Raw genomic sequence first — 13194 nt, 5'->3', positions numbered from 1 at the left:
GAACGTGCCGGTACTGAGCATCCGAGCAGCGCATCTAGGGGGGAACCATGCTGCAGGGCAAGTCCATCGCCTTCCTCCTCGCGCCCGAGGGCGTCGAGCAGGTCGAACTCACCGAACCGTGGCGGGTGATCCAGCGGGCCGGCGGCACGCCACGGCTGATCTCCACCAGGGCCGGGCGGGCACAGGCGTTCAACCATCTCGACAAGGCCGACACCTTCGAGGTCGACGCGACTGTGACACAGGTCTCCCCCGCCGACTTCGACGGCCTCGTGCTCCCCGGCGGCGTCGCCAACCCCGACTTCCTGCGCACCGACCGGGACGCGGTGCGATTCGTCGGCGGATTCTTCGAGGCGGGCAAGCCGGTGGCGGCCATTTGTCACGCTCCGTGGACGCTGATCGAAGCCGACGTCGTGCGCGGGCGTACGGTCACGTCCTGGCCGAGCCTCCAGACCGACCTGCGCAACGCGGGCGCGACCTGGGTCGATGAGGAGGTCGTCATCTGCACGGACGGCCCGAACCTGCTGGTCACCAGCCGCAAGCCGGACGACCTCAAGGCGTTCGGCCAGGCCGCGGTGGACGCCATGGTGGCCGTCGAGCCCTGACCGGCCGCCGCGTCCGGTATGCGGACCGCCTGTAACGCCACGGAGTCACCGGCAGATCAACTGGTCTGACCACAGGCCAAGGGAGACTCCTGGATGCCCGATCCGTCCGCGGACCCGATCCCGCTGATCACCGCCTGGGCCGGAGGCCCGGTGACGATCACCGAGATCGAGGGCGGGCGCGGCCACCGCGTGGCCCGGGTCGAGGCGGGCGGCGGCCGGCGCTGGCTGCTGCGCGTGCTCGACCCCGGGGTGGCGGCGGCCGGGCTCGCCCTCGAACCGGAAACCGAGATCGCCAACACCCGGCAGGCGGCGGTCAGCGGCGTCGGGCCGCAGGTCGTCCACCGGCTCGCGGGACTGCCGGCGCTGCTGCTGGAGGACATCGGGGGGCGCGCGCTGGACTCCGCCGCCGTACGCGAGCCGGACCTGATCCCGGGCATCGCCCGAGCCTGCCGGCGGCTGCACGCCGGACCGGCGTTCGCGAACGATTTCTCGATCTTCGCCGAGCTGGAGGGCCTGCTGGGCCGGTGCCGGCGGCACGGGCTGCCGGTGCCGGACGGGCACGCCGACCGGCTGCCCGCCGTCGCCGACATCGAACGTGCCCTCGCGCACTGGCCGCTGCCCGCCGTGCCGTGCCACAACGGCCTGCTGCCGCAGACCCTGATCGCGGCGGACGGCGGCGAGGTGCGGATCACGGACTACCGGCTCTCCGGCAACCACGACCCGGCCTTCGACCTGGGCGACGTCGCCGCCGAGGCGGACTATCCGGCCGACCTGGTGCCCATGCTGGCCGCCGCCTACTTCGGCGGGCCCGACCGGCGGCTGTTCGCCCGGGTCGCGCTCTATCGCATCATGTCGGATCTCGTGTGCGCGCTGCGGTCGGCGGTCCGCCACGGGCTGCTGGCGGGACCGGCCGATCCCCGCGCCGAGGAAAGGACCCGCCGGGCCGTACGCGACCTGGACGACCCGGCCTTCGGACGGCTGATCGACGATGCCCGGGGGCTGCCCTCCTTCTGAACGGCCTTCTGAACGGCCTGGCTAGATGCCGGCGGTCGCCTCGAAGGCCGTGGCCACCCGCACCCGCGCCTCGTCCATGCCGGCCGGGCGGTCCTCGCGGCTCAGCGAGGTCATGTCCACGTCGGGCATGCCGCAGGCCACCGCCCACTGCCACGGGGTGAGGTCGCCATCGACGTTGAGGGCGAACCCATGGCTGGTCACGCCGCGGCTCTGGCGCATGCCGATGGAGACGATCTTGCGCCCGGTGCGGACCGTCCACACGCCGGTGAGCAGCTCCGAGCCGGGCGGGGTGTCCCGGCGCTCGGCCTCGACGCCGAGAGCCCGCAACGCGGCCACCATCCGCAGCTCGACCTCGCGGACGTAGTCGACGATGCCCTCCGTCTCACCCAGCTTGACGATCAGGTAGCCGACGAGCTGGCCGGGGCCGTGGTAGGTGAGCTGACCCCCGCGGCCCGTGGCCACGACCGGGATGTCATGGCCGTCGACGGGCAGGTGCTCCGGCAGCGTGCGCTTGCCCACCGTGTAGACGGCGGGGTGGCTGAGCAGCCAGAGCGTGTCGGGGCGCGCGTCCCGCTGCCGCTCCTCCACCAGGGCGGCCATGCGTTCCATGGCCTTTTCGTACTCGACCAGGTCGTCCTGGATCATCGACAGCGGCCGTTGCCTCATGGAGACAGCTTAGCTCCGGGATTTTCACTGGTAGTAGGGCGCGGTGGGGCTGCCCGTCACGGGGGCCTTGCGGATGAAGATCCACATGAGCAGGTAGATGATGAACTGCGGCCCCGGCAGGATGCACGAGAGCACGAACAGCAGCCGCACGAAGTTGGGCGACCAGCCCATGCGCTCGGCGATGCCGCCGCACACGCCCGCGATCACCTTGTGTCGTCTTGACCGGTACACCTTGTCCTCCCGCTGTTTTGGTCTCACCCAGGAAACGACCCGGCTGCGGATCATCGTTCCGACTCCCGCCCCTGACAAAACCCTGACCCGTCCCTGAGACCCGACCCCCCGCTACCCTGATGCCCTACGTTCCCCCGCCCAGACCTGCTAGCCACTCCCCCGCCTGCGCCACGTCCTCCCTCGTCAGCCCGCTTTCGGCGGCCACCTCGACGAGCAGGAAGTCACCCACGTCGGAGCGGGCGCGCAGATAGTCCTCATCCGCCGCCGAGACCGCGTCGTCGAACCACACGAACGGCCGCCCGGCGGCGTAGTCGGCCACGTGCGGCGTCTTGAACATCTCGCCGAAGTCGCGCCCCTGCGCGGGAACCGCCAAGGGCGGCATCGGGATCACCGGCAGCTCGGGCAGCCCGAGGCGTGGGCCGATCCAGTCGTTGGCCGCGTCTTCCCATGTCGTGGCCCAGACCAGGGCGGACCCGGTGTCTCTGGCCAGGGCGAGCAGCCAGTCTCCGTGGGCGCGATTGAGCCGGACCTTATATAACGTTCCATCGACAACGGAGTCATATGTCCGAAAATCGCCCGGTCGGTGGCCGGTCGGATTGAGCACTCCGTCCACATCTACCAGCAGCAACGGCTGTTCCGCCATGGTCGTTATGGTACGGCCGGGCAATTAGTCCGGGGGTTCTGGCGAAGCGCGGTCTGGCGGGTTAAGTTCCCCTAAGCATGCTTCGGGGGTTTGCAATCCTTACCTCGCTGGAGGAACCCTATGCGGTTATCGCTGCGCCAACGCGTGGTCCGTGCCGTCACCCTGGCCACGGCTCTCGCGTTGCCACTGGCCTTCGCGCCACCGGCGGCGGCACAGTCCGGCCCGGTGGCCGACATCTTCGCCAAACTCCTGGAGAAGAGCGTCACCGGGGCGAACGTCAAGAAGCACCTCAACGCCCTGCAGTCCATCGCCGACGCCAACGGCGGCAACCGCGCGGCGGGCACGCCGGGCTACGACGCCTCGGTCGCCTATGTCGCGGGCAAACTGCGCAAGGCCGGGTACCGGGTGAGCACCACCGATGTGCAGTTCCCCAAGAGCTGGGAGGAACTGTCCCCGCCCGTCCTGGAACAGGTCGCCCCGACACCGACCACGTACGCCACGCCCGCGGACTTCGTCACCGTGATCTCCTCGGGCTCGGGCGACGTGACCGCCGAGGTCCAGGTCGTGGATCCGACCCTGCCGCCCACGCCGACGCCGAGTTCCACGGCCGGCTGTGAGGCCGCGGACTGGGCCGGGTTCGTGCCCGGCAGGATCGCGCTCATCCAGCGCGGCACCTGCTCCTACGCGCAGAAGGCGGACAACGCCAAGGCCGCGGGCGCGGCGGCGGTGATCTTCTTCAACGAGGGACAGCCGGGCCGTACCGACGCCTACGCCTTCGACATCGCCGAGTGGCGCTACGGCTTCCCCGTGGTGTTCACCAGCTTCGCCGTCGGGTCCGACCTGGCCGACTCGCCGGGCACCCGCGTGCGCGTCCGGACCGACACCAAGGTCGAGCTGGGGACCACCAGGAACGTCATCGCCGAGACCCGTGGCGGCGACCGTGACGACGTGGTCATGGTCGGCGCGCACCTGGACAGCGTCCACGAGGGTCCGGGCATCAATGACAACGGCTCGGGCACCGCGGCCGTCCTTGAGGTCGCCCTGCGGCTTTCGCACTTCCCGGTGCGCAACAAGGTGCGGTTCGCGTTCTGGGGGGCCGAGGAACTCGGCATACTCGGCTCAGAGCAGTACGTCGCCGAACTCTCCCCGGCCGAACGCGACCGGATCAGGCTCTACCTGAACTTCGACATGGTCGCCTCGCCCAACCACGCCTACAAGCTGTACGACGGCGACAACTCCGACAACGTCGGCTCCCCGGCGGGCCCGGAGGGATCGGCGCAGATCGAGAAGCGGCTGGCGAGGTTCTTCGACCGCCGGCGCCTCGGCCACGTCGGCACCGACTTCGACGGCCGCTCCGACTACGGGCCGTTCATCGCCAACGGCATCCCGGCCGGCGGCATCTTCACCGGCGCCGAGGGCATCAAGACCGAGGCCGAGGCGAAACTGTTCGGCGGGCAGGCGGGCGTCGCCTACGACTCCTGCTACCACCAGGCGTGCGACACCATCACCAACATCAACGCGACGGCGCTGGACGTCAACGCCGACGCCATCGCGGTGGCCACCGCCACCTACGCGTTCGACCTGTCGTCCATTCCGCGGCGCGCGGCCACCGCCGCCACCGGCACCACCGTGCCGCTGAAGGGGGCCTCGGTCTCCTGACCGCACCGCGTACGACGGGCCCCGGCGCACAGCCGGGGCCCGTCCTCGTTCCCGAACGCCGACCGACATGTCTGGATACAGGGTTCGGATAACCGGTGACGAACCCCCCCGTTCCCCCCGCGAACCCTGGCCCGGTGCAACGACCGGCCGCGCGGCCTCCCAGCCTCCGCTAGCCTCGCCTTCTCACGTACTTGTCGGACCGCCGCCCTTCGGACCCGGAACGGCGCGGCATCACCGTGGAAGGTGTCTTCGCTTGATCGGCTGGTTTGAGGCGACCGTACTGGGCGTCCTGCAGGGGCTGACGGAGTTCCTGCCGATCTCCTCCAGTGCCCATATCCGTGTCGTGTCCGCCTTCTTTCATTGGCCGGACCCCGGCGCGGCCTTCACCGCGGTGATCCAGCTCGGCACCGAGGCCGCGGTGCTCATTTACTTCCGCAAGCGGATCTGGGACATCATCAGCACCTGGACCCGCTCCCTGTGGACCCCCCGCCTGCGCCAGGAGCAGGCCGCCAGGATGGGCTGGTTCGTGATCGCGGGCAGCATCCCGATCGGCGTGCTCGGCCTCGCCTTCAAAGACCAGATCGAGACCGTGGTCCGCGACCTGCGCCTGGTCGGTACCTGCCTGATCGTCTTCGGCCTGCTGCTCGCCCTGGCCGACTACATGGCCCGCAACAAGCTCACCCTGGACCAGCACCTCAACCTCCCGCACGCCGTCACCTACGGCCTGGCGCAGGCGCTCGCGCTGATCCCCGGCGTCTCGCGCTCCGGCGGCACCACGGGCGCGGGCCTGATCCTCGGCTACCGCAGGGAGGAGGCCGCCGAGTACTCCTTCCTGCTGGCGATCCCCGCCGTGCTCATGTCCGGCCTGTTCGAGCTGCGCGAGATCGACGGGGCGCACGCCCCGGCCTGGGGCCCGACGATCCTGGCCACCGTCATCTCGTTCGCGGTCGGCTACGGGATCATCGCCTGGTTCCTGCGGTTCATCAGCACCCACCGGTTCACCAGCTTCGTCATCTACCGGGTCCTGCTCGGCGTACTGGTCATCGCGCTGGTGTCCTTCGGCGTGATCCCCGCCTGATCCGCCGGGTTTCTCCTGGGTAGTCGCCTCTTGTGAGCAGGGTCCTTGTCTGGCCGCCTAAACGATAGGTTGCTATCGTTTAGGCGAAGACAAGCGTGGCCCCGAAGGTGGACGAACCCAGGAGGGAACATGAGCGAGTCTGCGGTCCTGCCGTTCCACATGCGGCGGACGGCTTTTGATCCGGTCCCGGAGCTGGCCGAGCTGCGCGACACGGACGGCGTGCGGCGAATGCAGACCCCATTCGGTGAGTTGTGGCTGGTCACCCGGTACGCGGAAGTCCGGTCGGTGTTGTCGGACCCGGTACGGTTCCCGATCATCGACACGCCTATCGAGCAGTCGGCGAACCTCTCCGCGGAGGACCTGGCGAAGTTCCGGGCGGGCAACCTGCTCGCGCACGACCCGCCCGAGCACAGCCGGCTGCGCCGGATGCTGACGCCGGAGTTCACCGTCCGGCGGATGCGCAGGCTGGTGCCGCGGGTGACGGAGATCGTGGAAGACCGCCTGGACGCGATGGAGCGGCTCGGCCCGCCGGTGGACCTCGTCACCGAGTTCGCGCTGCCCATCCCGTCGCTGGTCATCTGTGAACTGCTCGGCGTGCCGTATTCGGACAGGAACGAGTTCCACGAGCGCTCCAGCCGCATCCTGGACCTGTCGATACCGCTGGAAGAGCGGCTGACGCTGCGCGAGGAGTCGCGCGACTACATGAGCACGCTGGTCGCCCGTGCCCGGGTCGAACCTGGCGATGACCTGCTCAGCATGCTGGTACGCGAGCACGGCGACGAGCTGACCATGGAAGAGCTGACCGGCATCGGCCACCTGTTGCTGGTCGCCGGGCACGAGACCACCTCCAACATGCTCGCCCTCGGCACGCTGGCCCTGCTGCGCCATCCCGAGCAGGCCGAGCTGCTGGCCAAGGAGCCCGAGCGGGTCGAGGACGCGGTGGAGGAGCTGCTGCGCTGGCTCAGCATCGTGCACAGCGGCACCCACAAGCGGGCCGCGGCCGACACCGAGCTGTCCGGTCACACGATCCGGGCGGGCGAGCGGGTGGTGTGCGTACTGCCCGCGGCCAACCGCGATCCCGCACTGCTCTCCGGCCCGGAGAAGCTGGACATCACCCGGGAGTCCACCGGGCATGTCGCGTTCGGCCACGGTGTGCACCACTGCCTGGGCGCGCCGCTGGCCCGGATGGAGATGCGCGCCGCCTTCCCGGCCCTGCTGCGCCGCTTCCCCGGCCTGCGGCCGGTGGGCGAGCCGAAGTTCCGGGTGTTCAGCATCGTGTACGGGCTCGACGAGTTCAAGGTGGCCTGGTAGGTCCACCGGCCCCTGCTAGCGTTCGCCCTGTGCAGCAGAGGCGGACAAAGGACCAGACAACCCCCCAGACGCGACGGGCGGACGCGCAGCGCAACTTCGACAGGATCGTTCGGGCCGCGCTCGAAGCCCTGAAGGAGGACGGCCCCGCCGTACCGCTGGACGAGATCGCCCGCCGCGCCGGTGTGGGGGTGGCGACCGTCTACCGGCGGTTCGGCGACCGGGACGGCGTGATCAAGGCCGCGTTCGAGACCTACTTCGCGGAGGAGATCGAACCCGCCGTGCTCGCCGCCCGCGCGGCCGAGGACCCGAGGCGCGGGCTGGCGGAAGCGTTGACCGTGGCGGTGGAGACGTTGCCCGCGCACCGGTCGCTGCTGGCCGCCGCCCGGGAGTCGGGGGCGTTCACCGTGGAGATCGCCGAGCGGTTCATGGGGCCGCTCGGCGAGGTGCTGGCCGCCGCGCAGCGGCGTGGCCTGGTACGCGGCGACCTCATCACCCGCGATCTCGCCGCCATCGTGGTGATGACGTTGGCGACCGCCCACGAGGGCGACCGCGGGTGCGACGACCCGCGTCGCTACCTGGCCCTGCTGCTGGACGGCACCCGCCCGTCGCCCGAGCCGCTGCCCGCCCCCGCCGCCTTCCACCCTTTCACCGGGAAGGCACGAACCCCGTAGGGGGGCGTGCACACCGTCCGTCCCCGCACACACCACCGAAGTGTGCGCACACTACTGGACCGAACGCCGTTCATCGACGGGTTGACGCCGCTCGTAGAGTCCCCTGACTGGGCACGTGTGAACCGGGGATGTGGTCATGGTGGCTGAGACGTGCGCCCGGGAGGCGCGTTTCGAGGTGTCCGGCGGGCCGGAGGCGATCGGCGCGGCGCGCCGGTTCGCCGGCCGGGCGCTGGCCCGCTGGGGGCTGGCCGAACTGACCGACGACGTGACGCTGATCGTTTCCGAGCTGGTCACCAACTCCCTGGCATACGGGAAGGGGCCGATCACGCTGACCCTGCGCACCGACGGCCGTGCCGTGCGCGGGGAGGTCGGCGACCACGGCCCTGCGCTGCCCACGCTGCTGCCCGCCGACCTGTTCAACGAGCACGGCAGAGGGCTGATCCTGGTCAACGCCTACGCCGACGACTGGGGGGTCGAGCCCTGGCCGCACGGCAAGTCGGTCTGGTTCGTCCGCCACGCCGAGCCGGTGGGCGCGCTGGTGCCGCAGCCGACCTGACGCCCTCACGGATCGGGTGAGGTCGTGAGGCCGCGCAGGCCCGCGATGAGGGCCTTCGAGCCGGGCACGGCGCCGGGGTCGATGAGCGACTGGACGATGAGGCCGAGGATCAGCGCCTGGGCCGCCGCGCCGACGCTCCCGCGTTCCTCGGGGCCGACCTGGTCGCGAGGCAGGCCGAGGAGCACCGCGGCGAACGACTCACGGGCCGTGCCGCCGCCCTCGGCGAGCGCGGTCCGCATCCGCTCGTCGAACTGCGCCTGGGCGAACGCCTGGATGCTCGCCACCAGCAGGTCGCGCTCCCCCGGGATCGCGGCGAGCAGGTGGTCCAGCCACACCTCGAACCTGCGCGTCGGCTCGGTCTCGCTGGCGGCCTCGACGGCCGCTTCGATGGTGTCACCCCACTCGCCGGTGGCCTCCATGATGGCGGCGTTCATCAGGTTGTCCTTGGACCCGAAGTGGTATCCGATGGACGCCAGGTGCGCCCCGGACGCGGCGGCGATGTCGCGTGCGGTGGTCCGCGCGTAGCCCTTCTCGGCCAGGCAGCGCCGCGCGCCCGCCAGCAAGTCGTCCCGTTGGCTCATGGTGTCCGATCCTAACGTACTTGAACGTACGTACGTTTTGACGTTCGATTTGTACGTACGTACGATAATCGCCATGACCGTCGATTCCCGGGCGAGCGGCCGTACCTGGGCAGGGCTCGCCGTACTCCTCCTGCCCGCCCTGCTGACCTCGATGGACATCTCGGTGCTGTTCGTGGCCGCGCCCGCCATCGCCGAGGCGCTGCACCCGAGCGCCACCGAGTGGCTGTGGATGATGGACGTCTACGGCTTCGTGCTCGCCGGGCTGCTGATCACCATGGGCGGGCTGGGCGACCGGTTCGGCCGCAGGCGGATGCTGCTGGTCGGGGCCGTGATGTTCGGCACGGCGTCGGTGGTGATCGCGTACGCGCCGACCGCCGGGGCGCTCATCGCGGCCCGTGCGCTGCTGGGCGTGGGCGCGGCCACGCTCGCGCCGTCCACGCTCTCGCTGATCCGGCACATGTTCGCGGACGACGCGCAGCGCCGTACCGCCGTCGCGTCCTGGACGGTGGCCTTCACGGGGGGCGCGGTCGCCGGGCCGATCATCGGCGGCGCGCTGCTCGAACACTACTGGTGGGGCTCGGTCTTCCTGATCAACGTGCCGGTGATGCTGCTGCTCCTGGCCGCCGCGCCGCTGCTGATCGGCGAGTACCGGCCCCCGGGTGACAGCGGGGACGGCGGCGCGGGCTTCGACCTGCCCGGCGCGGCGGCCTCGCTGGTGGCGGTGCTGGGGCTGGTGTACGCGGTCAAACGGCTCACCGAGTACGGGCCGGACGCCGCCGGCGTGGGTGCGTTCGCGGCCGGGGTGGCCGGCGCGGCCCTGTTCGCCCGGCGGCAGCGCCGCGCCCGGCACCCGCTCATCGACCCGGCCCTCTTCCGGCGCCCCGCCTTCGGCGCGGCGCTGGGCGCGAACACCGTGATCGCGCTCGCCTCCACCGGGCTGGGGTTCCTGGCGTTCACGTTCTTGCAGACGGTCCACGGGCTCGGCCCGCTCCAGGCCGCGCTGTGGGCGACGCCGACGTTCCTCGGCACACTGGCCGGGGCCACCGCCGCCGGTCTGGCCGCCGCCCGCGTCCGCACCGGGTCGCTGATGACCTGCGGGCTGCTCGTCGGGGCCGCCGGGTTCGCGGGCATCGGCGTGTTCGGCGCGACCTCGCTGCCGCTCCTCATCGCCGGATACACGGTGCTCACGTTCGGGATCGGGATCGTCGGCGCGCTCGCCAACGACCTGGTGCTGGCCACCGCCCCGGCGGACCGCGCGGGGGCCGCGTCGGGCATCTCCGAGACCGGGGTCAAGCTGGGCGAGTCCCTGGGAATCGCGATCCTCGGCACGGTCTCGGCCCTCATCTACCGGAACGCGATGGGGCCGGGCGCGGATCCGACCGTGGCCGCGGCGCTCGCCCGCTCCCGCACGCTGGCCGAACCCGCGGCGAGCGACCTGCGACGGGCCGCGTTCGACGCCTACACCCAGGGGTTCACCGTCGCCGCCTTCACGGGCGCCGCCGTACTGACCGCCGTGGCCCTGATCACCGCGCTCCCGCTCCGCCGCCACACCCGCCCCGGCCGGACCGGAACACCCGCCCGCGAGCCGGTTCGCTGACCCGCCTCGCTACCCGGCGTGGGCGCGCAGCCACTCCAGCGCCGAGGCCGCGCCCGCGAGCGCCGAGATGTGCCCGTCACCGGGCGTGAGGCGCAGTTCGGCGGACGGGCAGCGGCGGGCCAGCCACTCGCCGTGCGCGCCGGGGGCGATCCGGTCCTGGCCGCCGTGCAGCAGCAGTACCGGGGCGCGTACCTCTGCGAGGTCCGCGCCCCAGGGGGCGACGTAGGCCAGGTCGTCGTCGATCAGGCCGGTGGACCCCGGCGCGGACCCGGCCTCGGCCACGCCGTTCAGCCACGCCCACTCACCGGCCAGCGCGGCGTGATCGGCGGGCGTGAACATCTCCGGATCGAACTCCGCCGCCGCCTCGAACCGCTCCTTGGCGGCCCGGCCCGCGACGGCCGCGCGCAGCGATGCCGCGCTCGCGGGCCCCATCCCGGCGAACCAGTCGAGGTCATCGGCATCGAACGGCGCCGGCCCGGCCACGCTGAGCACGCCGGTCACCCGATCAGGCCGGGCCGCCGCACCGGCGAGCGCGTGCGAACCGCCACCGGAATGCCCGGCCATCGCGTAGCGCTCGATGCCGAGCGCGTCGGCGACCAGCGCCGCGTAACGGCCGGCGGACGCCAGGTCGCGCCCCGGCGCGGGGGTCGATCCGCCGTAGCCGGGACGGTCGTAGGAGACCCACCGGACGCCGAGCCGGGCGGCGGCGGGGAACAGCGGCTCGGGGGGCGTGCCGACGTTGGGCGTGCCGTGGTGCCAGATCACCGTGAGGCGTTCGCCCGGATCACCCGGCCCGCCCGGATCGGCGTCATAGGCGCGCAGCACGCCGCCGCCGGGCACCGCCACGTCGAACTCGGTCAGCCCCGCACGGCTCACCAGCGGTTTCCGGTGATGCGCTCGTACGCCTCGATGTAGCGGTCGCGCGTGGTCGCGACGATGTAGTCGGGGACCTCGGGGGCGGGACCCTGTTTGTCCCAGCCCGTCCCGGCGGCCCAGTCGCGCAGGTACTGCTTGTCGAAGGCGTACTGCGGGCCGCCCGGCCGCCAGCCGGCGAGCGGCCAAAAGCGCGAGGAGTCGGAGGTCAGGACCTCATCGCCGAGGGTGAGCACGCCGTTGTCGTCCCAGCCGAACTCCAGCTTCGTGTCCGCGATGATGATCCCGCGCTCGCGCGCGATCTCGGCCCCCCGCCCGTAGACCGCGAGCGTCAGCCGTCGCAGGTCTTCGGCGACCTCCGGCCCTTCCTGGGCCATCACGTCGTCGAGCGTGATGAACTCGTCGTGCTCGCCCATCTGCGCCTTGGTGGTGGGGGTGAAGATCGGCGAGGGCAGCCGGGAGCCCTCCTCCAGGCCGTCCGGCAGCGCGACCCCGGACACCGCGCGGTCCCGCTCGTACTCCTTGAGCCCCAGCCCGGCCAGGTAGCCCCGGGCGATGCACTCGACCTGGATCATCCGCAGCCGCCGGCACCGCACGGCCCGCCCGGCGAACTCCTCCGGCACGTCGGTGGCCGAGATCACGTGGTTCGGCACGACGTCCGCCAACTGCTCGAACCACCACAGGGAGAGCCGGGTGAGGACCTTGCCCTTGTCCGGAATGGGCGTCGGCAGGATCGCGTCGTAGACCGAGACGCGGTCGGAGGCGACCAGGATGATGTCCCCCCGGTCCTCGTAGACGTCGCGTACCTTGCCGGAGTGGAGAAGCTTCACTGCGCTCCCTGTTCGTCTCTGAGCCGTAGCCGTGCGCGGACCCGCCGGGGTCCGGAGCGCACGCGTAGCTCAGGCTAGCCGCTTCGTTCCGCGGTCATTCCGCGGGCGACGGATCGGTGGACAGGGTTTCGGCCAGGGCCCGCATCACCCCGACGTACTCCGACAGCACCTCGTCGTCCACGGTCGACTTCACCAGGCTGACCGCCACCGCCGCCGTCGTGGTCGAGGCCCCCGGCACCGTGATGGGCACCCCCAGGCACACCATTCCCGGCGCGGTCTCCTCGTCGTCGATCGCGTACCCGCGGTCACGGGTCTTGCGCAGGTCCTCGATCAGCAGGTCCACGTCCACGCCCGACGAGGACGGCAGCGAGTAGATCTCCCGGACCTCGGCGTCGGTCACCGTGCTCAGCGCCGCCTTGCCGCTGGCCGTCGTGTGCGCGGGCAGCCGCATGCCCAGGTGGTAGCTGACCGCCAGTGGCCGGTTGCCGGGGCGCTGGGCCAGGTAGACGACCTCGTGCCACTCGCGTACGGCGAGCACCACGGTCTCCCTGGCGTCCGGCAGCGCGTCCCGGCAGGCCCGCATGAACAGCGCGGGCAGCCCGCCGCGCGTATACCGCTCGGCGAGGGCGAGGATGCCCGGCCCGAGCATGTAGCGGCGTTCGGGAGTGCGGTGCGCGAGCCCGGCCTGGCGCAGGGTGGTGCAGATCGCCAGCGCGCTGCTCGGCGGCAGGCCGAGGGCGCGGGCCACCTCCGACAGCGTCATCCCCTCCGGGGCCGAGGCCAGCAGTTCCAGGATCCGCGCCGCCCTGGCGACGGAGGGCACGATGGCGGCGCCGCCCCGGGAACCTGCCATGTCCATCACTCCCTCGCTGCGCGCTGCTC

At 71.6% G+C, this 13194-nt stretch carries 14 protein-coding genes and 1 pseudogene; 8 read left to right on the top strand and 7 right to left on the bottom strand.

Annotation, left to right across the window (positions count from 1 at the left end; genetic code table 11):
• Window positions 1-47 precede the first annotated feature (47 nt).
• Both ACH34R_RS03685 and ACH34R_RS03680 read left to right on the top strand, forming a co-directional pair.
• Window positions 48-602, top strand: a complete 555-nt coding sequence (locus ACH34R_RS03685) for a type 1 glutamine amidotransferase domain-containing protein (protein ID WP_397559864.1) — start codon at window positions 48-50, stop codon at window positions 600-602.
• Between the two features lie 93 nt (window positions 603-695).
• Window positions 696-1616: a hypothetical protein gene (locus ACH34R_RS03680; RefSeq protein WP_397559863.1), complete on the top strand. Its 921-nt coding sequence runs from the start codon at window positions 696-698 to the stop codon at window positions 1614-1616.
• Between the two features lie 21 nt (window positions 1617-1637).
• Here the strand turns inward: ACH34R_RS03680 and lipB are convergent, their stop codons facing one another.
• The 3 genes from lipB to ACH34R_RS03665 all read right to left on the bottom strand — a co-directional run bounded on the left by lipB (window position 1638) and on the right by ACH34R_RS03665 (window position 3156).
• Window positions 1638-2282 carry a lipoyl(octanoyl) transferase LipB gene (lipB, locus tag ACH34R_RS03675; protein WP_397559862.1) on the bottom strand — a complete coding sequence of 215 codons (645 nt, stop codon included), beginning with the start codon at window positions 2280-2282 and terminating at the stop codon, window positions 1638-1640.
• 24 nt (window positions 2283-2306) lie between these two features.
• On the bottom strand, window positions 2307-2567 hold the full coding sequence (locus tag ACH34R_RS03670) for a PspC domain-containing protein (RefSeq protein ID WP_397559861.1): 261 nt from the start codon (window positions 2565-2567) through the stop codon (window positions 2307-2309).
• A gap of 70 nt (window positions 2568-2637) precedes the next feature.
• On the bottom strand, window positions 2638-3156 hold the full coding sequence (locus ACH34R_RS03665; RefSeq protein ID WP_397559860.1) for an HAD domain-containing protein: 519 nt from the start codon (window positions 3154-3156) through the stop codon (window positions 2638-2640).
• A 120-nt stretch (window positions 3157-3276) separates the two neighbouring features.
• On the opposite strand from ACH34R_RS03665, the gene ACH34R_RS03660 reads away from it, so the two are divergent.
• The 5 genes from ACH34R_RS03660 (at window position 3277) to ACH34R_RS03640 (ending at window position 8431) form a co-directional block, all read left to right on the top strand.
• On the top strand, window positions 3277-4815 hold the full coding sequence (locus tag ACH34R_RS03660; RefSeq protein ID WP_397559859.1) for a M28 family metallopeptidase: 1539 nt from the start codon (window positions 3277-3279) through the stop codon (window positions 4813-4815).
• A gap of 253 nt (window positions 4816-5068) precedes the next feature.
• On the top strand, window positions 5069-5893 hold the full coding sequence (locus tag ACH34R_RS03655) for an undecaprenyl-diphosphate phosphatase (protein ID WP_397559858.1): 825 nt from the start codon (window positions 5069-5071) through the stop codon (window positions 5891-5893).
• A gap of 129 nt (window positions 5894-6022) precedes the next feature.
• On the top strand, window positions 6023-7204 hold the full coding sequence (locus tag ACH34R_RS03650) for a cytochrome P450 (protein WP_397559857.1): 1182 nt from the start codon (window positions 6023-6025) through the stop codon (window positions 7202-7204).
• A 29-nt stretch (window positions 7205-7233) separates the two neighbouring features.
• Window positions 7234-7875, top strand: coding sequence for a TetR/AcrR family transcriptional regulator (locus ACH34R_RS03645; RefSeq protein WP_397559856.1), 642 nt, complete (start codon window positions 7234-7236; stop codon window positions 7873-7875).
• A 136-nt stretch (window positions 7876-8011) separates the two neighbouring features.
• Complete coding sequence (locus ACH34R_RS03640) at window positions 8012-8431, top strand: ATP-binding protein (RefSeq protein ID WP_397559855.1); 420 nt, start codon at window positions 8012-8014, stop codon at window positions 8429-8431.
• Between the two features lie 5 nt (window positions 8432-8436).
• Here the strand turns inward: ACH34R_RS03640 and ACH34R_RS03635 are convergent, their stop codons facing one another.
• Window positions 8437-9012, bottom strand: a complete 576-nt coding sequence (locus tag ACH34R_RS03635) for a TetR/AcrR family transcriptional regulator (RefSeq protein ID WP_397559854.1) — start codon at window positions 9010-9012, stop codon at window positions 8437-8439.
• 73 nt (window positions 9013-9085) lie between these two features.
• On the opposite strand from ACH34R_RS03635, the gene ACH34R_RS03630 reads away from it, so the two are divergent.
• On the top strand, window positions 9086-10609 hold the full coding sequence (locus ACH34R_RS03630) for an MFS transporter (protein WP_397559853.1): 1524 nt from the start codon (window positions 9086-9088) through the stop codon (window positions 10607-10609).
• Between the two features lie 9 nt (window positions 10610-10618).
• On the opposite strand, the gene ACH34R_RS03625 is transcribed toward ACH34R_RS03630, so the two are convergent.
• The 3 genes and pseudogenes from ACH34R_RS03625 to ACH34R_RS03615 all read right to left on the bottom strand — a co-directional run bounded on the left by ACH34R_RS03625 (window position 10619) and on the right by ACH34R_RS03615 (window position 13165).
• A complete protein-coding gene (locus ACH34R_RS03625) occupies window positions 10619-11485 on the bottom strand; it encodes an alpha/beta fold hydrolase (RefSeq protein ID WP_397559852.1) in 867 nt (288 codons plus the stop codon).
• Window positions 11482-12318: pseudogene (locus tag ACH34R_RS03620) on the bottom strand (phosphoribosylaminoimidazolesuccinocarboxamide synthase); the annotation flags it as partial. The pseudogene ACH34R_RS03620 and the gene ACH34R_RS03625, both read right to left, overlap by 4 nt.
• A gap of 88 nt (window positions 12319-12406) precedes the next feature.
• On the bottom strand, window positions 12407-13165 hold the full coding sequence (locus tag ACH34R_RS03615; protein ID WP_397559851.1) for an IclR family transcriptional regulator: 759 nt from the start codon (window positions 13163-13165) through the stop codon (window positions 12407-12409).
• Between the last annotated feature and the right edge of the window lie 29 nt (window positions 13166-13194).

The sequence above is a fragment of the Spongiactinospora sp. 9N601 genome (assembly GCF_044326295.1).
Taxonomy (GTDB): domain Bacteria; phylum Actinomycetota; class Actinomycetes; order Streptosporangiales; family Streptosporangiaceae; genus Spongiactinospora; species Spongiactinospora gelatinilytica.
This window is presented reverse-complemented; position numbering and strand designations above follow the sequence as displayed.

Excerpts from the sequence above, each read along its gene's own strand:
- ACH34R_RS03615 (WP_397559851.1), bottom strand. The coding sequence starts at position 13,165 with ATGGCAGGTTCCCGGGGCGGCGCCGCCATCGTGCCCTCCGTCGCCAGG.
- ACH34R_RS03630 (WP_397559853.1), top strand. The coding sequence starts at position 9,086 with ATGACCGTCGATTCCCGGGCGAGCGGCCGTACCTGGGCAGGGCTCGCC.
- ACH34R_RS03680 (WP_397559863.1), top strand. The coding sequence starts at position 696 with ATGCCCGATCCGTCCGCGGACCCGATCCCGCTGATCACCGCCTGGGCC.
- ACH34R_RS03635 (WP_397559854.1), bottom strand. The coding sequence starts at position 9,012 with ATGAGCCAACGGGACGACTTGCTGGCGGGCGCGCGGCGCTGCCTGGCC.
- ACH34R_RS03650 (WP_397559857.1), top strand. The coding sequence starts at position 6,023 with ATGAGCGAGTCTGCGGTCCTGCCGTTCCACATGCGGCGGACGGCTTTT.
- ACH34R_RS03640 (WP_397559855.1), top strand. The coding sequence starts at position 8,012 with ATGGTGGCTGAGACGTGCGCCCGGGAGGCGCGTTTCGAGGTGTCCGGC.
- ACH34R_RS03665 (WP_397559860.1), bottom strand. The coding sequence starts at position 3,156 with ATGGCGGAACAGCCGTTGCTGCTGGTAGATGTGGACGGAGTGCTCAAT.
- ACH34R_RS03660 (WP_397559859.1), top strand. The coding sequence starts at position 3,277 with ATGCGGTTATCGCTGCGCCAACGCGTGGTCCGTGCCGTCACCCTGGCC.
- ACH34R_RS03670 (WP_397559861.1), bottom strand. The coding sequence starts at position 2,567 with ATGATCCGCAGCCGGGTCGTTTCCTGGGTGAGACCAAAACAGCGGGAG.
- lipB (WP_397559862.1), bottom strand. The coding sequence starts at position 2,282 with ATGAGGCAACGGCCGCTGTCGATGATCCAGGACGACCTGGTCGAGTAC.
- ACH34R_RS03685 (WP_397559864.1), top strand. The coding sequence starts at position 48 with ATGCTGCAGGGCAAGTCCATCGCCTTCCTCCTCGCGCCCGAGGGCGTC.